The sequence below is a fragment of the Streptomyces sp. JN8 genome (assembly GCF_055808075.1).
This window is the reverse complement of sequence record NZ_CM147852.1, coordinates 4,947,798-4,967,649: the sequence shown is the minus strand read 5'-3', so window position 1 is coordinate 4,967,649 and position 19,852 is coordinate 4,947,798. Positions and strand designations below refer to the sequence as shown.

The window sequence follows — 19,852 nt, the reverse complement described above, 5'->3', positions numbered from 1 at the left end:
CTGACTAGACAGTGCGTCCGGCTGCTGAACTTGTCAATGACTAGACGGCGGCTAGGCTCCTCCCATGACGCCCACGAAACGGAGCTCCTACCACCACGGCGACCTGCGGCGGGCCGTCCTCGACGCCGCCCTCGGCGTCATCGCCGCCGAGGGCCCCGGCGCGCTCAGCCTGCGCGACCTCGCCCGCCGTGCGGGCGTCTCGCACGCCGCGCCCGCCCACCACTTCAAGGACCGCGCCGGGCTCCTCACCGCCCTCGCGACCGAGGGGTACGCCCTCCTCGCCGAGGCCCTCGCCGCCGCCCCCGAGCTGCGCGAACGCGGGGTGCGGTACGTGCGGTTCGCGGTCGCGCACCCGGCGCACTTCCAGGTCATGTTCCAGCCGGAGCTGCTGCGCGCCGACGACCCGGACCTGCTCGCGGCCAAGGAGCGGGCCTCCGCGGAACTCCGGGCCGGCGTCGCCGGCGTCGCGGACGTCCCCGACCCCCGCGCGGCCGGCATCGCGGCCTGGTCGCTCGCCCACGGCTTCGCGACGCTGCTGCTCACCCGGAACGTCCGGGGGGCGCTCGGCGACCGGGACCCCGAGGACTACTTCCGCGAGCTCGCCGGACTGCTCTTCACCGACCGGCTCCCCCCGGAGGAGCGGCCGTAGGAGAGGCCGGACCTCTCCTCCGCCCGCCCCGCGCTACGACCCCAGGATCGTCGTCAGGAACTCCCCGGTCCACGCGAGCAGTTCGCGTCCCACCACCGGCTTCCCGCCGATCTTGCCCGTCGTCGGCCGCGGCACCAGGATCTGGTGCACGGCCGGCTTGATGACGGTCCGCGGGTGGAGCCGCTTCAGGCGCAGTTCCTGCGACTCGCGGAGCTCCACCGGGGCGAACCGGATGTTCGGGCCCTGGAGGACGATCTCGCCGACGCCGCACGCGCGGGCCAGCATCCGCAGCCCCGCCACCAGCAGCAGGTTCTCGACCGGCTCGGGCAACTTGCCGTACCTGTCGGTGAGTTCCTCGCGGACCGCCCTGATGTCCTCCTCCGAGTTCGCCGAGGCGATCGAACGGTAGGCCTGGAGGCGGAGCCGCTCCCCCGGGGCGTAGTCGTGCGGCATGTGGGCGTCGACCGGCAGCTCGATCTTCACCTCCAGCGGGGCCTCCTCCTCCGCTCCGCCCTCCATCTGCGCCCGGTAGTCCGCGACGGCCTCGCCGACCATCCGCACGTACAGGTCGAAGCCGACGCCCGCGATGTGGCCGGACTGCTCACCGCCCAGCAGGTTGCCCGCGCCGCGGATCTCCAGGTCCTTCATCGCCACGTACATGCCCGCGCCCATCTCGGTGTGCTGGGCGATCGTCGCGAGCCGCTCGTGCGCGGTCTCGGTGAGCGGCTTCTCCGGCGGGTACAGGAAGTAGGCGTAGCCGCGCTCCCGGCCCCGGCCGACGCGGCCGCGCAGCTGGTGCAGCTGCGAGAGGCCGAAGTTGTCGCCGCGCTCGACGATCAGGGTGTTGGCGTTGGAGATGTCGATGCCCGACTCGACGATGGTCGTGGAGACGAGGACGTCGAACTTCTTCTCCCAGAAGTCGACGACGACCTGTTCGAGGGCGGACTCGGACATCTGGCCGTGGGCCGTCGCGATCCGGGCCTCGGGGACGATCTCACGCAGCCGCGCCGCCGCCCGGTCGATCGAGTCGACCCGGTTGTGGATGTAGAAGACCTGGCCCTCGCGCAGCAGTTCGCGCCGGATCGCGGCGCCGATCTGCTTCTCCTCGTAGGGGCCGACGAAGGTGAGGACCGGATGGCGCTCCTCGGGCGGGGTGGTGATGGTCGACATCTCGCGGATGCCGGTGACCGCCATCTCGAGCGTACGGGGGATGGGGGTGGCCGACATCGTCAGCACGTCGACGTTGGCGCGGAGCTTCTTCAGCTGCTCCTTGTGCTCGACGCCGAAGCGCTGCTCCTCGTCGACGATGACCAGGCCCAGGTCCTTGAACTTCGTCTCGGAGGCGAAGAGCCGGTGGGTGCCGATGACGACGTCGACCGAACCCTCCCGCATGCCCTCCAGGGTGGCCTTCGCCTCCGTCTCGGTCTGGAAGCGGGACAGCGCCCGCACCTTCACCGGGAACTGGGAGTACCGCTCGCTGAACGTGCCGAAGTGCTGCTGGACCAGCAGCGTCGTCGGGACGAGGACGGCGACCTGCTTGCCGTCCTGGACGGCCTTGAACGCCGCCCGGACCGCGATCTCCGTCTTGCCGTAGCCGACGTCGCCGCAGATCAGACGGTCCATGGGGACCGTCTTCTCCATGTCGTCCTTCACCTCGGCGATGGTGGAGAGCTGGTCGGGCGTCTCCGCGTACGGGAAGGCGTCCTCCAGCTCGCGCTGCCACGGGGTGTCCGGGGCGAAGGCGTGCCCGGGGGCCGCCATGCGCGCCGAGTACAGCTTGATGAGGTCGGCCGCGATCTCCTTGACGGCCTTCTTCGCGCGCGCCTTCGTCTTCGTCCAGTCCGCGCCGCCGAGCCGGTGCAGGGTCGGCGCCTCGCCGCCGACGTACTTGGTGACCTGCTCCAGCTGGTCGGTCGGGATGTACAGCCGGTCGCCGGGCTGGCCGCGCTTGGCGGGCGCGTACTCGACGAGGAGGTACTCGCGGGTGGCGCCCTGCACGGTCCGCTGGACCATCTCCACGTACCGGCCGACGCCGTGCTGCTCGTGCACGATGTAGTCGCCGACCTCCAGGGTCAGCGGGTCGATGGTCTTGCGGCGCTTGGCCGGCATCCGCTGGCCGTCCTTGCCGGCCGCCTTCTGGCCGGACAGGTCGGTCTCGGTGAGGACGGCCAGCTTGAGGGCCGTGTCGACGAAGCCGTAGTCGATGGAGCCGCAGGCCACGTGCACGACCGAGGGGGAGATCTCCGCCAGGTCGGCGTCGAGGCGGGCGGCGATGCCCTCGCCGCCCAGCACCTCGACCGTGCGGCTCGCGGGGCCGTGGGCCTCTGTGACGTAGACCGTGCGCCAGCCGTCGGCCAGCCAGCCCTTGGTGTCGGCGAGCGCGCGGGCCGTGTCGCCGCGGTACGACTCGGGGGCGTGCATCCCGAGCGTCAGGGTGTCGCCGTCGGCGCCGTCGGCCGTCGCGTCCGCCGCGAACGGCGACACCGACCACCAGGACATGCCCAGCTCGCGGGCCCGGTCCCGGACGTCCGCGATCCCCCAGAGCGAGGCCGCGCCGACGTCGATGGGGGCCTCGCCGCCGCCGGCCGTGGCCGCCCAGGAGGCCTGGAGGAACTCCTGCGACGTCGCCACCAGGTCCGCGGCCCGGGTCCGCACCCGCTCCGGGTCGCAGACCACGGCCATGGCGCCCTTCGGCAGGACGTCCAGCAGCAGCTCCATGTCGTCGACGAGGACCGGCGCGAGGGACTCCATGCCCTCCACGGCGATCCCCTCCGCGATCTTGTTCAGGAGCTCGCCCAGCTCCGGGTGGAGCTCGGCGAGCGCCGCCGCCCGCTCCCGCACGTCCTCGGTCAGCAGCAGCTCGCGGCAGGGCGGCGCCCACAGGCCGTGCTCGGCCACCTCCAGGGACCGCTGGTCGGCGACCTTGAAGTAGCGGATCTCCTCGACGTCGTCGCCCCAGAACTCGATCCGGAGCGGGTGCTCCTCGGTCGGCGGGAACACGTCCAGGATGCCGCCGCGCACGGCGAACTCGCCGCGCTTCTCGACCAGCTCCACCCGGGAGTACGCGGCGGCCGCCAGGCCCTCCACGATCTCGTTCAGGTCGGCCGTCTGCCCGCTCCGCAGCGCCACCGGCTCCAGGTCGCCGAGGCCCTTGACCTGGGGCTGGAGCACGGAGCGGATGGGGGCGACGACGACGCTGACCGGGCCGGCGGCCGGGTCGTCGTCCCGCGGGTGCGCGAGGCGGCGCAGGACGGCGAGGCGACGGCCGACGGTGTCGGAGCGGGGGGAGAGCCGCTCGTGCGGCAGGGTCTCCCACGAGGGGTACTCGACGACACGGTCCGGGTCGAGGAGCGAGCGCAGCGCGGCGGCGAGGTCCTCGGCCTCCCGGCCGGTCGCGGTGACCGCGAGTACGGGACGGCCCGAGTCACGGGCGAGCGCGGCGACGGCGAAGGGGCGGGCGGCGGCCGGACCGACGAGGTCGACGTGCGGGCGGTTGCCGTCGGCGGCTGCCTTCACCGCCTCGGCGAGGGCGGCGTCCTTGACGACGACATCGAGCAGACCGTGCAGGCTCATGGAGCTTCCATCCCGGGTTCGGACGACGGGGGCGGGCAACGCGAACAGCCCGACACGTCGCACGGGCCGGGGCTCCCAGCGTACGACGAGCCACGGACGCCCGCCTGCGAAGCCCGCCGGTGCACGCCCGCGCGGCCCTCCACCCCACCCCCGTGCGGGCGGAGAGCCGCACTGTCCGAGCGCCTTCCGGACTACTCGCTCGCGATCGCGTTCAGGACGTTCATCCGACCCGCCCGGAACGCCGGGACCAGCGCCGCGAAGAGGCCCACGAAGGCCGAGCCGACGAAGACCGTCACGATGGTCGGCCAGGGGATCTCCAGGACCCCGAGGCCCTCCAGGGCCAGCAGCTTCTGGGCGGCCGTGCCCCAGCCCATGCCCAGGCCGAGGCCGAGGAGCGCGCCGAACAGGGCGATCACCACCGACTCCAGCCGGATCATGCGGCGCAGCTGCCGGCGGGAGAGCCCGATGGCCCGCATGAGGCCGATCTCCCGGGTCCGCTCGACGACGGACAGGGCGAGGGTGTTCACGACGCCGAGGACGGCGACGACGATCGCCAGGGCGAGGAGCCCGTACACGATGTTGAGCAGCTGTCCGACCTGGTCCTTCAGCTGTTCCTTGTAGTCGGCCTGGTTGCTCACCTTGTACTGCGGGTACGGCACGAGCGCGTCCTTGAGCGCCTGGTAGGCCGCGTCCTCCTGGCCGTCCTTCGCGCTGGCGAGCAGGAGCAGGCTCTGCGGCATGCGGTCGGCGGGGACGTACTCGGCGAGGGTGGCGACGTCGATGTACATCACGCCCTTGTCGACCTGTCCGGTGTCCGCGGTGATCGCCTTCACCGTGAGCTTCGCCTTCTCGCCGCCCTTGAAGGCGAGGGTCAGGACGTCGCCGACCTTGACCCCGTGCTCGGCGGCGTAGTCGCTGCCGACGGACATGGCGCCCTTGCGGTAGGCGTCGGTGAGGGTGCCGGCGGTGGTCTCCCGGCGCAGGTCCCGTACGTACGTCGGATCGGTGGCGGCCAGGTCGGCGGTGGTGGTGCGGCCGCGCGGGTCGGTGACGGTGGCGTCCACCCACTTGTACTCGCTGACGTGGTCCAGGCCCGGGGTCTTCTCCAGGGCTGCGAGGGCCTGCGGGACGACCGGCTGGCCGGTACCGGACTGGACGATGAAGTCGGCGCCGACGGAGCGGTCCAGTTCGTCGGTGGCCGAGGCGACCATCGAGGATCCGACGACCGACAGGGCGGCGACGAGGGCGAGGCCGATCATCAGGGCCGCGGCGGTGGCGCCGGTGCGGCGCGGGTTGCGGAGCGCGTTCCGCTCGGCGAGCCGGCCGACCGGGCCGAAGATCCGCAGGACGACGACGCCCAGGGCGCGGACGACCCCGCCCGCGAGGAGCGGGCCGACGACGACGAAGCCGAGCAGGGAGAGGACGACGCCGAGGCCGAGCCAGAGGGAGCCGGGTGCGGCCTCCTCGGCGCGGGCCGCCGCGACGAGGGCGGCCGCTCCGGCGGCGGTGAGGGCGAGGCCGATGGCGCCGCGGACCCGGCCGGCCCGGCCGTCGGCGGGGGTGCCCGCGTCGCGGAGGGCGGCCATCGGGGAGACCTTCCCGGCCCGGCGGGCCGGGATGTAGGCGGCGAGGACGGTGACGACGATGCCGAGGGCGAGGCCGACGACGGGGGTCGTCCACGCGACGGTGAGGTCGTCGGTGGAGAGTTCCATGCCGATCGAGGACATGAGCTTCATGAGTCCGACGGCGAGTCCGACACCGGCGGCGACTCCGGCGACGGAGCCGACGATCCCGAGGAGCAGGGCCTCGATGAGGACGGAGCGGTTGACCTGCCGGCGGCTGGAGCCGATGGCCCGCATGAGGCCGATCTCACGGGTGCGCTGGGCGACCAGCATGGAGAAGGTGTTGACGATGAGGAAGATGCCGACGAGGAAGGCGATTCCGGCGAAGCCGAGCATCGCGTACTTCATGACGTCGAGGAAGCCGGCGACGTCCTCGCGGCCCGCGTCGGCGGCCTCGGCCGCGGTCTGCAGGGTGTAGCCGGTGCCGATCGAGGCGGCGATGTCCGCCTTGAGCGCGTCGTCGCTGACGCCGGGCCGGGCGTCGACCGTGATCTGGGTGAACAGGTCCTCCTTGCCCAGGAGTTCGCGCTGGGCGACGGAGGTCTCGAAGTAGACGACGGTGGCGCCGGGGTTGGTGACCTTGAAGTCGACGATGCCGGAGATCTTCGCGGTGAAGTCGCCGACGACGGAGATGGTCCGCAGTTCGTCACCGAGCGCGAGGCCGTGCTTCTCGGCGGTGTCGCCGTCGACGACGACCTCGGTGGGGCCGCGCGGCTCGTGTCCGGAGGCCATCTCCACCGAGCGGAGCTCGTTGGTGCTCCAGTTGACGGCGATGGTGGGCGCACCGCTGGTGGGGCCGATGTTCTTGTTCTTCGCGTCGACGACGGTGACGCCGGTGGAGACGACGGAGCCCTGTGCGGCCTGGACTCCTTCGGTCTTCCGGACCTGCTCGACGAGCGAGGCGGGGAAGGACTCGGGGCGGCCGCCCTGGGGCACGTCGCCGGGGTCGGTGTCCTTGGGGCTGACGGTGACGTCGGAGGCGGTCGACGCGAAGAGCTTGTCGAACGTCGTGTTCATGGTGTCGGTGAACACGAGGGTGCCGCTGACGAACGCGACGGAGAGCAGGACGGCGACGGCGGAGAGCGCCATGCGTCCCTTGTGCGCGAAGAAGTTGCGCAGGGAGGTCTTCAGGACGCTCATGAGGTCCGCCCGCGCGCGTCGAAGTCCTTCATCCGGTCGAGGACGGCGTCGGCGGTGGGCCGGAGCATCTCGTCCACGATCCGCCCGTCGGCGAGGTAGAGGACCCGGTCCGCGTAGGAGGCGGCGACCGGGTCGTGGGTGACCATGACGATGGTCTGCCCCAGTTCGTCGACCGAGGTGCGGAGGAAGCCGAGGACTTCGGCGCCGGCCCGCGAGTCCAGGTTTCCGGTGGGTTCGTCGCCGAAGATGATCTCGGGTCGGGCGGCGAGCGCGCGGGCCACGGCGACGCGCTGCTGCTGGCCGCCGGAGAGCTCGTTGGGGCGGTGCCTGAGCCGCTCGGAGAGGCCGACGGTGTCGACGACCCGGCGGAGCCACTCGGCGTCGGCCTTGCGGCCGGCGATGTCCATGGGGAGCGTGATGTTCTCGATGGCGCTCAGGGTCGGCAGCAGGTTGAACGCCTGGAAGATGAAGCCGATGCGGTCCCTGCGCAGCTGCGTGAGCTTCTTGTCCTTGAGCCGGGTGATCTCGGTCTCGTCGAGGAAGATCTCGCCGCTGGTGACGGTGTCCAGGCCGGCGAGGCAGTGCATCAGCGTCGATTTGCCGGAACCCGAGGGTCCCATGATGGCGGTGAACTGTCCGCGGGCGATGTCGACGTCGACGGAGTCGAGAGCGACGACGCGGGTCTCCCCGGCGCCGTACGACTTGACGACCTGACGCGCCCGCGCGGCGACGGCCGTCGTCCCTCCAGTACCCCCGTGCCTGGGGATGGTCACAGCCGTGGTCACGGTTTTCTCCTCGGAGCGTGAGTGGAGCGCGGGTGGAGCGCGGGTGGTGGTTTGTAAGTTCAAGTTAAGGAGCGGGGCCGGGAGTTCTCCTCCTCCGCCGGGACGAACAACCCCTGGGCCGTATGGGGGAGATCCCCCTAAGGGGCGTCCACCCGGGGCACCCCCGCCGCCCGGTGGGCGCCCGCACCGCCTGCGCTCCGGGGCGGGCGGCCGTGCCCCCGACCTCCCCGTCGGCCCGTCCCGCCCACGTCCGGACGGGCGTGAGGGCCTCCACCCTGAGGTGGAGGCCCTCGGCCGGGCCCAGGGCGGAGGGCCTCGGCTCGGCCCTCCGGTGGAGGGCCAGGGGCCCGGCCGGAAGGCACGGGGGGTTCCACCGCCTCGGGTGCGGGTGAGACCCTGACGACCGACATTTAGGTGTACGAAGAAAGGAAGCGCGCGGTGACCGAGTCCTCCACGACGCCGGCGGGCGGCCCCGCCGGCAGGGCCGGAACGCCCACCGCCGCACCCGGCCCGGCGCGGCCCCGCCACCGGGGCCCGGTCGTCGCCGCCCTCATGCTCGGCATGGGGCTCGCCGCCATCGACGGCACGATCGTCTCCACGGCCGTCCCCCAGATCGTCGGCGACCTCGGCGGACTCTCCGTCTTCTCCTGGCTGTTCTCCGGCTACCTGCTCGCCGTCACCGTCACCCTGCCCGTGTACGGGAAACTCAGCGACACCTTCGGCCGCAAGCCGGTCCTGATCGCCGGGGTCGTCCTCTTCCTCATCGGCTCCCTGCTCTGCGCGGCCGCCTGGAACATGGCCTCCCTCATCGCCTTCCGCGTCGTCCAGGGCCTCGGCGGCGGCGCGCTCCAGGGCACGATCCAGACCATCGCCGCCGACCTGTACCCGCTGAAGGAACGCCCCAGGATCCAGGCGAAGCTCTCCTCGGTGTGGGCCGCCTCCTCGGTGGCCGGCCCCGCCGCCGGCGGCCTCCTCGCCGGGTACGCGGACTGGCGCTGGATCTTCCTCATCAACCTGCCGATCGGCGCGGTGGCGCTGTGGCTGATCGTCAGGCACCTGAAGGAACCGGCCCGCACGACTCCCCGCGCGCCCGTACGCATCGACTGGGCGGGCGCCCTCGCGATCTTCGCGACCGGCGCGCTGCTGCTCACGGCCCTCGTCCAGGGCGGTGTCGCCTGGCCCTGGCTGTCGGCCCCCTCCCTCGGACTGCTCGCCGGGTCGGCCGTCCTCGGCGTGGTCACGGTCCTCGTGGAGCGACGCGCGGCCGAACCGATCATCCCCGGCTGGGTCTGGCGCCGCCGGACGATCTCGGCCGTCAACCTCGCGCTGGGCGCGCTGGGCCTGCTCATGGTCGCGCCGACGGTGTTCCTGCCGACGTACGCGCAGTCCGTCCTCGGCCTCGGCCCGATCGCGGCCGGGTTCGTGCTCTCGGTGATGACGCTGAGCTGGCCGATCAGCGCGGCGTTCTCGAACCGGGTCTACGGCCGGATCGGCTTCCGGCTGACGGCCGTCATCGGCATCTCGCTCGCCCTGCTCCTGCTCCTGGCCTTCCCGTTCCTGCCGTTCCCGGGGGAACCCTGGCAGCCCGCCCTGATCATGCTGCTCCTGGGCGCGGCCCTCGGCCTCTTCCAACTGCCGCTGATCGTCGGCGTGCAGTCGACCGTCCCGTACGAGGAGCGGGGCACGACCACCGCGTCCGTCCTCTTCTGCCGCCAGGTCGGCCAGAGCGTGGGCGCGGCCCTGTTCGGCGCCGTGGCGAACGGGGTGCTCGCCGCCCGCCTGGGCGGCGGCGACCTGGACACCCTGGCGCGGGCGCTGGACGCGCCCGAGTCCCTGACGGCGGGGGCGATGGACGGCCTGCGGCGCGCGGTCGACGCGGCCGTCGACTACGTCTTCGTGGGCGCGGCGGGCGCGGCGGCCCTGGCGCTCCTGGTCCTGCTCACCCTGGCGCCCCGCCGCTTCCCGGTCCTGGAGGAGGGGGAGCGGCGGAGCGCGGAGGGCTGACGCGTACAGGCGGCGGTTGTACTACTCCGCCGAGGCGAGCCCGACGAATCCGGCCCACGCCTCGCGCGAGACGTGGAGGGCCGGCCGGGAGACGTCCTTGGAGTCACGGACGTGGACGGCTCCCGCGCGGGTCGCGACCTCGATGCAGTCGCCGCCGTCACCGCCGCTGTAACTGCTCTTGAACCAGGCGAGGGGCTCCGCGCTGTTCATAGCTCTCCCAACAGTTTCTCGATCAACTCCAGTGATTCTCGCGGGCTGAGAGCCTGCGACCGGATGATCCCATAGCGAGCGGCGGCGAGAACCGTCTGCTTGGGGTCGGTCTCCAGGGCACTGGTGCTCTGGGCTTCGGCGTAGACGAATCTCTTGCCGTCCTCGCGCGTGACGACCGTGAACGGTCCTTCCAAGCCCGCGTTGTCCTCGCAATCGAGTGGCATGACCTGGATCTCGACATTCCGTCGCCCTCCGACGAGGAGGAGCTGCTCCAGCTGACCGCGCAGCACCTCCTTGCCGCCGACGTTGCGCCGCAGGACCGATTCGCACATGACGAAACTGAGGAAGGGCGCGGGTCGCCGCTCGAAGATGGCCTGTCGAGCCAGCCGCGCGGTCACGCGCTGCTCGATGGTCTCGGCGTCGAGCGGCGGACGCCGGTTGCTCAGCACCGCTCGCATGTACTCCTCGGTCTGCAGCAGTCCCTTGACCGCCAGCGTGTCGTACGCCAGCAGCTCTATCGCCTGCTTCTCCAACTGCGCCATCCCCTGGAAGAACGCCGGATACTGCGCCCTCTCCAGCTGGTCCTTCCAGACCTTCAACAGACCGTCCGCGCCCAGCACTTCGTCCGACCGGTCGATCGCACGCGGCGGCGGAATCCGTCGCCCCTGCTCGAACGACGCGATGGTCGACGCCGAGTAGCCCAGCCGCTTGCCGAACTCCTCCCGCTCCATCCCCGCCCGCGTCCGCAGGGTCTTCAGGCTCTGCCCGAACGCCGCCACCACGCCCTGCCCGGACTTGTCCGCCGTCTGGGCGCCCTCCGCCTCGTCGGCCCCGGGCTCCGCCTGCTCGTCCGCCACCGCGCCCCACCTCTCGTACCGGCACCGGCACCCCACGTACAAGCGGGTCGCGTCAGTGCGTCACCACTGGTCACGCTACGCCACCAAGAGGAGCTTGGAGGGCATGACGAGCGACAACCTCAGCCCCACGGCCACCACCCAACTCGATGGTGTCTCACCTCACTTGGACCGGCGGGTCTTCGCCCTCCGCTTCACCTCGACCGCCCGGGGCGCCCGCCTCGCGCGACGGCTCGTCGCCGTCCAGCTGGACGAGTGGGGTGTCGCGCGGGACCGGCGCGCACGAGACCGTCGTTCTCGTAGCGGCCGAGCTGGCGACGAACGCCGTACGGCACGGGCACGTGCCGGGGCGGGACTTCCTGCTCCTCCTGCGCCTGCTGCCCGCGGTCCCGGCCGTCGCGCGGGTCGAGATCGGGGACACCCGGGGGGAGCGGATGCCGGTGCGCCCCGGCCCCCGTCCGGAGGAGGGACTCGCGGACGGGGGCCGGGGGCTGCTGCTCGTGGAGCGGCTCGCGGACCGCTGGGGCTGGTACCCCAGGGTCGGCGCGCCGGGGAAGACGGTGTGGGCTGAGTGCGCCCTTCCCTGAACGGTCCGTCTAGAACACGGCGTTGTAGGTCGTCTCCTGGGTGAGGGACACGGCGGCGCCGCGCTTGAAGGGAGCCGACCAGTCGCCCGTACCGGCGTAGAAGGTCTCGGCGCCGTTCGAGGCGACCAGGTCGGCCCGTCCGTCGCCGTTGGCGTCGCCGACGGCGGTGAGCCCGGCGAACCCGCCCCACCCGGCGCCCACCCTGGTGCGGGCGGCGAAGGTGCCGTCGCCCTTGCCGAGGTACAGCCAGAGGACGCCGTCCTTGTCACGGGCGACGAGGTCCCCGGCCGGGCCGCCGGCGAGGTTGCCGGTGGCCGTCAGCTGGTTGTAGACGCCCCAGCCGTGGCCGATCTGCTTGCGCGCCGCGAAGGGGGCGGTGGCCGAGCCCGTGCCCTTGTAGAGCCACAGGGCGCCCGCCTTGTCCGTGGCGACGAGGTCCGCGCGGCCGTCGCCGGTCAGGTCGCTGCCGCCCGCGAGCTCGGTGTACGTCTGCCAGCCGGACCCGATCCTCGTGCGGGCCGCGAGCGGCTTGTCCCGGTCGCCCGTGCCCTGGTAGAGCCAGAGGACGCCGCTCTTCTCCCGGGCGATCACGTCGGGCGCGGTCGAGCCCGCGACGTTCCCGACGGTCTCCAGCCGGTCGTAGGCTCCCCAGCCGCCACCGACGCGGGAGCCCCCGGTGTCCGCGAGGGAGCCGCCGGGAGCGGCCGGGCGGGTGCCGAGGCGCCACAGCACCCCGCCGGTGTCCCGGACGAGGAGGTCGGCCGTGCCGTCGTCGTCGAAGTCGTGCGGGGCCGCCGGCCGGGTCACGGTGAACCGGCCGGTGGAGACGACGTCGGGGCCGATGCCCTCGTCGGGGCGGGCGGTGAGCTGCCACTCGTACGTGCCGTTGCGCGCCGGGGCGTCCCAGTCGGCGGCGTCCAGGTCCTTGCCGTCCCAGTGCCAGGTGAGGCGGCCCGGCAGGCCGGGGGCGGCGGGGTTCTGGGCGTACAGGCGGGTGTTGATCGTCCTGCCGCCGCCGACGCGGGTCAGGGTCAGCCACACGTCGGCGTCCGCCCGGGACAGGTCCCAGCCGAAGTCGAAGCCGCGCGCGGCCTGCTCGCCGGTCAGGGTCGTCGGGGTGGTCGAACGGGTGACGGCCAGGACGGTCGACTGCCCGGTGGACGCGACGAGTACGACGTCCGGACGGCCGCCGTCGGAACGCGGCGAGACCCGGTAGAGGCCCTCGCCGTGCTCGGGGGTGCCGCCGCGCACGAGGAGGCTGCCGTCGGGGCCCGCGACGGCGGACGAGAAGGCGGTGAGGAGCTGGACCTTCTCGCCGGTCGCGACGGACTGGGCCGTGAACGGCCGCACCGTCGGGCGGGGCTGGCCGGGCACCGAGGTGGACGATTCGATGTGGGCCTTGCGGCCGGACGCCACCCAGCCGCCGACCAGGTACAGCGGGTCGCTCAGGTCGTCGTCCGACGGGATCCACCGCTCGGTGGTGCTGTCGCGCGCGAAGGCGACGATCCCGTGGACGGACCGGCTGCCGGACATCCGGGCCTCGCGCCAGGCCACGTGGGTGCCGGAGACGGCGCCCTCACGGGCCCACTGGTCGTCGAACTGGGGGTACCACTTCGAGGTGCCCGAGGCGAGGTCGACGAGGATCTTGACCGTCGTCCCGGTCGCGTCGAGGCTGCACTCGTAGAGCACGGAGGCGGTGTCGGTCCAGCCGTCGCGGCCGTCGGCGCAGTCGATTCCGGCGCCTCCGGCCACCGCGCGGGCCTTCGGCGGGTTGCCGTCGAGGGTGACGGCGTACTGCTTCTGCGGGCCGCCGGCCACGTACTGCCCGAGGAGCATGGTGGCGCCGGCGACGCCCTCGAAGAAGAAGCCGTCGCCGAGGGCGTCGAGGCTCACCTCCCGGGGGGCCGGCGCGGCGGTGGGCTTCGCCAGGTCGTAGACCCGGACCACCCGGCCGGCGACCGGGGCGGACCGGTCGACGGTGACGACGAGGTCCGCGCCGCCGGCGGCGGCCTCGGTGGCCCCCGGCAGCACGACGGACGAGCCGTCCGCGTACCAGGTCCAGCGGAACTCCGGCGCGGCGCCGCGGGTCTTCGACAGGAAGCCGTTCGGGCCCGCGCCGACGACGTCGGCGTTGCGCGGGAACGGCACGGGGGCCTGCTGGTCCTCCTGCGCGGCCCCCGACGTGGGCGCGGCCGTGGCCGGGAGCGTGGTGAGCGCACCGCTCGTGGCGGCGAGGACGACGGTGACGGCGACGGCCGCGAGACGGCGGCCGCGCGTGCGTGTGACGTGCATGTTCATGTTCCCTCCCCTGGGAATCGGGAGGTTAGCCGACGGGTGGGGCCCGGCCGTCACCGGCCTCCGTCAGGCGCCCGCCCGCCTCCGCGGCGAGAGGCAGAACGGGTGCCCCGCCGGGTCCAGCACCACCCGCCACAGGTCGGGGCGGGGCTGGGCCGCCGGTACGGTCGCGCCCCACGCGACGAGCCGGGCCACCGCCTCGTCCAGGTCGTCGACCTCGAAGTCGAGGTGGAGCTGCTGCGGGACGTCCGGGGCGGGCCAGGTCGGCGGGCGGTGGCCGTCGACCCGCTGGAAGCCGAGGAGCAGCCCGTGCTCCCCGCCGCCGACGCCGGCGAACTCCCCGTCGGAGCGCTCGTGGAGCGGCAGCCCGGTGGCCCGGTGGTAGAAGTCGGCGAGGGCGAGGGGGTCGTCGCAGTCGAGATTGACGGCGGTCGGTCGCATGAGCATGGGGGCGAGCCTAGACAGTCGGCACGGCCGGGAGCGGGGCGTCCCGGGAGGCGGACCGGAGGCAGGCGGGAGGCGAACGGGAGGCAGGCGGGAGCCGAGCGGGGGGCAGGGGGGAGCCGAGCCGGAGGCGGGAGGCGCCTCTGACACGGCCCGAGGCGGTGGCCCGCCTCCCCCGACTACCCCTCGTCGCCGCCCCTGTTCCCGTTCCCGTTCTCGTTCTCGTTCCCGTCCGTCGTCCCCGCGCGACCCGTCAGGGCCGCCAACGAGTCGCGGATGTGGTCCATGTGGCCGTGGATCTCGTCCCGGGCCTCCTCGTGCTCCCGCAGCACCCGCTCGGTCTCGCGCTCGACCCGCTCCGCCCTCATCCGGGCCTCCGCGAGCAGTCCGCCCGCGCGCGCCTCCGCGTCCTCCTGGCCGTGCCGGGCCTCCTCCTCGGTCCGCGCCAGGGTCCGCCGTGCCTCCGCGAGCCTCGCCTCCGCCGCGGCGGTCAGCTCCCCGTGGTGGGCGTCCAGGGCGGCCGCCCTGCCGTCCGCCGTGCGGTCCGCCTCCTCCCGTACGGCCTTCTGCTCCGCGTCCTGCTCCGCGAGGAGGTCCGCCGCGCGCCGCTCGGTCTCCTCGAAGGCCTCCCGCGCCCGCGTCAGCAGCTCGTCCGCCGCGCGCCGGGCCTCCGTCGTCAGCTCCTCGGCCCGCGCCCGCGCCGCCGCAAGGGTCTTGCCCGCCGCTCCCTCGGCCGCCTCCCGGACGCCGTCCGCGTCCGCCCGGGCCGTGTCCGCCGCCTCCCGGGCGGCCGTGTCCGCCGCCTCCGCGAGGGCCTGCGCCGCCGCCTCGGCGGACCGTACGAGCGACTCGTCCTCCCGCTCGGCCAGCTCCAGGATCTCCCCCGCCCGCGCGCCGAGGTTCTCGTACCGGTGCGGTACGAGCGCCTCCACGGCCGCGCGCAGCCGGGCCGCCTCGGCCTCCGCCTCCTCGGCGAGGACGGTGAGCCGCGCGGCCCGCTCCCAGGCTCCGTCACGGTCCCCGGCGAGCGCGGCGAGGTAGCGGTCGACCTGCTCCGGCCGATAGCCGCGTCCCCGTCCGACAGCGAAACTCATCCCCTGGCGCCCCTTCCCTGTGACCCGACCGAACGTCCAGGATGCTGCATCAGAACGGACAAAAGACGCCCAACGTGCACACACGTCGAGCGCCTTTCATCACATTCTGTCCAGGGAGTCTGTCCAGCGGTGTCCGCGGGAAACCCCGGCCCCTCCTCCTACAGAAGGCCGTCCCACATCTGCTCCAGCAGCACCGACCACCAGTTCTCCGGCGACGACAGCGCCGCCGGGTCCAGCATCGCCAGCTGCGCCTGGAAGTCGACCGTCCAGCGGCCCGCCTGCTCCGGGTTCAGCCCGAACCGCAGCCGCCACATCCGGCCGAGCAGCGCCATCGCCCGCGTGAACTCGGGCAGCCCCGTGTTCACGAACTGCGCCGGCACCGACTGCCCGCCCGGACCGGCCTCCACCGGCACCGCCACGATGTGCGCGGTCCCGTACTGGACGCAGATCGCCCGGCCGAAGTCCGAACCGAGCACCAGGTACGAACTCGCGTCCGGTGCCGGCTGGACCTGCCGCTGCGCGGCGAGCTCCGCCAGCGTCGGCACCACCGGCACCGCGGGCTGCGCCCAGAAGAACGGCCCGAAGTCCGCGGGCAGTCCCGCCCACACCAGCGTGCGCGCCACCAGCTCCGGCACGCCCTGCCGGGACACCGCCCGCTGGTCGAAGCGGAGGATGCCCGGACCGAACGCCCCCGCCAGCTCCTGCGCGATGCCCTCCGGCGGGATCGGCGGCGCCGGCTGCACCTGCGGCAGCGGCGCCCGCACCGGCGCCGGCCGCGCCGGACCGTCCGCGACCTGGTGCAGCTCGCCCTGGTGGGTGAGGAGTTGCCGCATGCCCTGCTGACGGCCCGCGTGATCACGGCCGTACGGGGCGATGCTCGTGATCCGCGCCTGCGGCCAGGTCTCCCTGATCATCCGCGCGCAGTAGCCGCCCGGCAGCTCGCAGGACTCCAGCTCCGTGTGGAGCTCCAGCACCTGCTGCGGCGGCACGTTCATCGCGCGCAGCTCGTGCAGGATCTGCCACTCCGGATGCGGGGTGCCGGGCGCCGAACGCCGGATGATCTGCGCCTCGGAACCGTCGGGCGCGCGGTAGCGCAGCACCGCCTGGTAGCCGGGGCCGACCGTCGGCTGACCCGCCGGCTGCGGATAGCCGTACGCCGGCGGCGCGGCCCCCGGAACCGGACCGGGCACGGGGCCCGGCGCGGGCGGCGGGGCCTGGCCGCCGTGCAGCGGCGGGGGCGGAGCCGGCGGACCCGGAGGCTGCGGCGCCACCGGACCGGCCGGTCCCGGGTGGGCCAGCATCGTCGCCGCGTGCTCGATGCCGCCCGCGGGCGTGCCGGGCACACCCGGCGGCGGCGGAGGCGGCGGCGGCGCGCCCGGACCGCCCTGGTTCGGATGCGCCAGCATCGTCGCCGCGTGGTGCACGGGCTGCGGCGGCGCGGGCGGGGCCGGAGCCGGCGGCGGGCCGGGCGGGCCCGGCTGCGCGGGCGGCGTGGGACCCTCGGGCCCCAGCTGCGACACCAGCTGCGTCGGGATGTACGCGCCCGCGCCCGACGACCCGCCGGGGACGCCGGGAGCTCCGGGCGGCGGCGGGGGCCCGGCCGGACCGCGGTTCGCCTGCGGCGGCAGCGCGGCCTTGCTGGTCGCCTCGTCCGCGATGTCCCGGGCACCCGGCGCCGAGGGCGCGGGAGCGGGAGCCGGCGGAGGCGGCACGCCCGGACCGGCGGCCTGCGGCGGCGCCGAGGGCGCGACCGGACCCGCCGGAGCGGGGCCGGGCGCCGGCGCGGCCGGGTTCAGCCGGGGCGACACCGCCGTCGGGGGCAGCGCGCTGCCCCCCTTCATCAGGGCGGTCGGCGCGTCCGCGCCCACCTGCGGCGGCGGGGTGTCCTCGTCGTCCGTGCCCGACAGCGGCGGCGCGAACACGGTCGCGGGCAGCGGCACCGCACCGTCCGCCCCGCCCGCACTCGCGTTGGCGTCCGCCCACGGGCTCGACGCCGGCGGCGGGGTCGGCGCGGAAGCGGGAACGGGCGGAGCCGCGGGCGCCACCGGAGCGGCCGGGGCCGCCGATGCCGCCGGGGCGTCCGGACCGGCCGGAGCCGTACCGGCCGGAGCCGGGCCACCGGAGACGCCGGCCTCCGGACCCGCCGGCGCCGGAACGCCCGGGGCCGCGGACCCCGGGCCCCCGGACGCCGAATCCGCAGCCGCGGCCGAATCCGCAGCCGGACGCTCCGCCGGAACCCCGTCCATCGCCGTCGGCTCGTACGCGACGGAACCCGGCACCGCGGACACCCCCGCGCCCTCCGAGGCCGACGACGACGAGGCGACCGAGGCCGACGGCCCCGACTCCGCCGCCGCCACCGGCTCCGACACGTCGTCCGCCGACGCCGAGGACGCACCGCTCTCCTGCGACGCGTTCGGCTGCTTCGGCAACCCGATCCGGTCCGCCGCGTCCTGCAACCACTCCGGGGGACTCAACAGGAACGACGTCTGGTTCAGATCGATCCGCGCCGCCGGCACCGCCGCCTGCGCCGGAACGTCCTCCGCCGCCCCGTACTCCTCCTCGTACCGGCGGATGACCTCACCCACCGGCAGCCCCGGCCACAGCGTCGCCTCACCGCTGTCCCGGGCGATCACCAGCCGCTGACGCCCGCCGTCCGACGTCGGACCGCCCTCGCGGTCCTCCGCCCACACCACGAACCCCAGCTCGAACTCCCGCACCCGCACCTCACGGTGCTGGTACCCCGGCAGGTCGCCGTTGATCCACTCCTCGGCGCGCTCCTGCGCCTGCGCGAAGGTCACCACAGCCCACTCACTCCCCCACCGGGACGACCGGCACCGCACGCGCGAAGCCGCCGTCCACCATCAGGTTCGCCACCGTCTCCAGCTCCGGCGGATTGCCCGCCAACCGCTGGAGGAACGCATCGAAGTCCGCACCGCACGGGAGCAGCAGCCGCCCCACCCGCTCGGCCGCCGACCAGCCCGCCGCCGCCTCTCCGGAGTCCCGGGCGTCGTCGTACGCGCAGAACCACACCGAACCGACCCCCTCACCCCGCACCTTCAGGGCGACCAGACCACCCTGGACGAACGCCACCCCCAGGTAGTCCTTCGTCAGGTGATCACGCAGGCACTTGTTGACGTAGACGAGGTCGTTGACCCCCGCCTCCTCCCGCACCGTGAAGAAGGGCTGGTCGACCAGCAGCCCCAGCTCCGCGTCGAGCGCCGCCCCCACCGGGGCGCACCCGCCCGCCGCCCGCAGGAACGACCGGTACGCCCCCGGAAGCCGGTAGCCGAGGTCCTCCTCCACGCCCTGGAGCTGCTGCTCCGACACCGACACCCGCCCCTTCGGCAGGCCGAAGTGCGCCGGCCGGGTCTCCTGCAGCGGACGCGTGCCCCGCTTCATGTGGTCGACGGCGGCCGTCGCCACCCCGCCGTGATGACGCAGCAACGCCTTCACCTCGACCGGCACCAGCTCCATCCGCCGGCTCCGCGCCACGTGGTGCCAGGTCCAGCCGTGCGGCGTCGCCACCGAGGGAATCGTGTCCCACAGCTCATGACCCGTCGCCGCCATCGCCGCGTTCGCCGACACGTAGTCGGTGAGCCGCAGCTCGTCGACACCGAAACCCTCCGGCGGATCGGCGATCTCCGCCGCCGCACGCGCGTACGGCGAGAAGTCCGGGAACCCGAACTCGTCCACCCGCACCCCGCGAGGATGCCGGGAGGCCCGGACCGGATCCGGAAAGTGCACGACCTGCCCGGCATAGGCGGCGTTCGGTGGCGCGGTGTCCTGCCCGAGCCGACCTGTCGTCATGGCGGTTGCCCCCTGCACTGGCGTCGCTGACTGCTACTACCCGCAGCCGCTGGCTGCTCCTGACTGATGCCGCACAGCCTATGCGCTGCCACAAGACCCCGAACCGGCCCGATCCGGCGGTGACCACGTGTCACGACGCCATGACAGGTCGACCATGATTCCGACACACCGAAGCGCCGTTTCAGCGCCCCAGCTTCCCCATATGGCTCCCTATTTGGCAGGCTGTCCACGCAACTCGGGGGATTGCAGGAGGGGAAGACCAGCACCATGCACACAGCACCGACGCCCACACAGGGTGACCCACGCCTCAACTGGAGCAGCAGCGCCGACACCACGCGCGCACCGTTACTGCGTCAGCGCCGCGACGGCATCCTCCCCACCGTCGGGGCCGCCCTCTCCGTCCGCGGCGAGACGACCCTCACCTGTACCGCCGGCCGCGGCGACCGGCCACCCGCCCTGCACGCCCTCGTGCAGGACTTCCTGGACACCCTCACCAGCGGCCAGCGCGAACGCTTCACCGGACGCTGCCCCGAGGCCATCCTGCTCTCCCGGCACCTCACCGCCGCCGAGAACGCCCGCTCCAAGCGCGCCCAGCGCAAACCGCTCACCCCCGGCGAAGCCCGCCGCTCCCTCAAACACGCCAAGCTCACCGCCCGGCACATCCGCGAGGACGGCGACCCCCTGCACGGCAGCTACGCCGCACCCTGCCGCTCCTGCACGGCGATGCTCGCCCACTTCGGCGTCCGCACCGTCGACCCCACCACGCCTGTCGAGAACGGCTGACCCCA

13 protein-coding genes and 1 pseudogene are annotated in these 19,852 nt (G+C 73.8%); 4 read left to right on the top strand and 10 right to left on the bottom strand.

Translation table 11 applies throughout. From position 1 onward, the window contains the following. Positions 1 to 64: 64 nt before the first annotated feature. On the top strand, positions 65 to 649 hold the full coding sequence (locus ACY0MR_RS21975) for a TetR/AcrR family transcriptional regulator (RefSeq protein WP_473554830.1): 585 nt from the start codon (positions 65 to 67) through the stop codon (positions 647 to 649). A gap of 33 nt (positions 650 to 682) precedes the next feature. Here ACY0MR_RS21975 and mfd read toward each other — a convergent pair whose 3' ends face one another. The 3 genes from mfd to ACY0MR_RS21960 form a co-directional block, all read right to left on the bottom strand. Beyond that, positions 683 to 4,222: a transcription-repair coupling factor gene (gene mfd / locus ACY0MR_RS21970; protein ID WP_388806129.1), complete on the bottom strand. Its 3,540-nt coding sequence runs from the start codon at positions 4,220 to 4,222 to the stop codon at positions 683 to 685. Between the two features lie 191 nt (positions 4,223 to 4,413). Then, positions 4,414 to 6,984, bottom strand: a complete 2,571-nt coding sequence (locus ACY0MR_RS21965) for an ABC transporter permease (protein ID WP_404085151.1) — start codon at positions 6,982 to 6,984, stop codon at positions 4,414 to 4,416. Continuing rightward, entirely contained in the window at positions 6,981 to 7,769 is a 789-nt protein-coding gene (locus ACY0MR_RS21960) for an ABC transporter ATP-binding protein (protein WP_388806133.1), read from the bottom strand. Before ACY0MR_RS21960 ends, ACY0MR_RS21965 begins: the two co-directional genes overlap by 4 nt. Before the next feature lie 438 nt (positions 7,770 to 8,207). On the opposite strand from ACY0MR_RS21960, the gene ACY0MR_RS21955 reads away from it, so the two are divergent. Beyond that, complete coding sequence (locus ACY0MR_RS21955) at positions 8,208 to 9,773, top strand: MFS transporter (RefSeq protein WP_388806135.1); 1,566 nt, start codon at positions 8,208 to 8,210, stop codon at positions 9,771 to 9,773. Positions 9,774 to 9,794: 21 nt separating this feature from the next. On the opposite strand, the gene ACY0MR_RS21950 is transcribed toward ACY0MR_RS21955, so the two are convergent. Next, entirely contained in the window at positions 9,795 to 9,983 is a 189-nt protein-coding gene (locus ACY0MR_RS21950) for a DUF397 domain-containing protein (RefSeq protein WP_073915971.1), read from the bottom strand. After that, entirely contained in the window at positions 9,980 to 10,840 is an 861-nt protein-coding gene (locus ACY0MR_RS21945) for a helix-turn-helix domain-containing protein (RefSeq protein WP_073916575.1), read from the bottom strand. Before ACY0MR_RS21945 ends, ACY0MR_RS21950 begins: the two co-directional genes overlap by 4 nt. 103 nt (positions 10,841 to 10,943) lie before the next feature. Here ACY0MR_RS21945 and ACY0MR_RS21940 point away from each other — a divergent pair. After that, positions 10,944 to 11,424, top strand: a pseudogene (locus tag ACY0MR_RS21940) (ATP-binding protein). Between the two features lie 9 nt (positions 11,425 to 11,433). On the opposite strand, the gene ACY0MR_RS21935 reads toward ACY0MR_RS21940, so the two are convergent. From ACY0MR_RS21935 to ACY0MR_RS21915, 5 genes are all read right to left on the bottom strand, one after another. After that, on the bottom strand, positions 11,434 to 13,716 hold the full coding sequence (locus ACY0MR_RS21935) for an FG-GAP repeat domain-containing protein (RefSeq protein ID WP_473554824.1): 2,283 nt from the start codon (positions 13,714 to 13,716) through the stop codon (positions 11,434 to 11,436). 69 nt (positions 13,717 to 13,785) lie between these two features. Further along, entirely contained in the window at positions 13,786 to 14,166 is a 381-nt protein-coding gene (locus ACY0MR_RS21930; RefSeq protein WP_404085157.1) for a VOC family protein, read from the bottom strand. Positions 14,167 to 14,342: 176 nt separating this feature from the next. Next, the gene (locus tag ACY0MR_RS21925; RefSeq protein WP_473554822.1) at positions 14,343 to 15,257 is read right to left on the bottom strand and encodes a cellulose-binding protein; all 915 of its coding nucleotides are present in this window, start codon (positions 15,255 to 15,257) and stop codon (positions 14,343 to 14,345) included. 158 nt (positions 15,258 to 15,415) lie between these two features. Then, the gene (locus tag ACY0MR_RS21920; protein WP_473554819.1) at positions 15,416 to 18,058 is read right to left on the bottom strand and encodes an SUKH-4 family immunity protein; all 2,643 of its coding nucleotides are present in this window, start codon (positions 18,056 to 18,058) and stop codon (positions 15,416 to 15,418) included. Positions 18,059 to 18,065: 7 nt separating this feature from the next. Beyond that, positions 18,066 to 19,064 carry an SMI1/KNR4 family protein gene (locus tag ACY0MR_RS21915; RefSeq protein ID WP_361856678.1) on the bottom strand — a complete coding sequence of 333 codons (999 nt, stop codon included), beginning with the start codon at positions 19,062 to 19,064 and terminating at the stop codon, positions 18,066 to 18,068. A gap of 267 nt (positions 19,065 to 19,331) precedes the next feature. On the opposite strand from ACY0MR_RS21915, the gene ACY0MR_RS21910 reads away from it, so the two are divergent. Continuing rightward, positions 19,332 to 19,847: a YwqJ-related putative deaminase gene (locus tag ACY0MR_RS21910; RefSeq protein ID WP_361856675.1), complete on the top strand. Its 516-nt coding sequence runs from the start codon at positions 19,332 to 19,334 to the stop codon at positions 19,845 to 19,847. Positions 19,848 to 19,852: the final 5 nt, after the last annotated feature.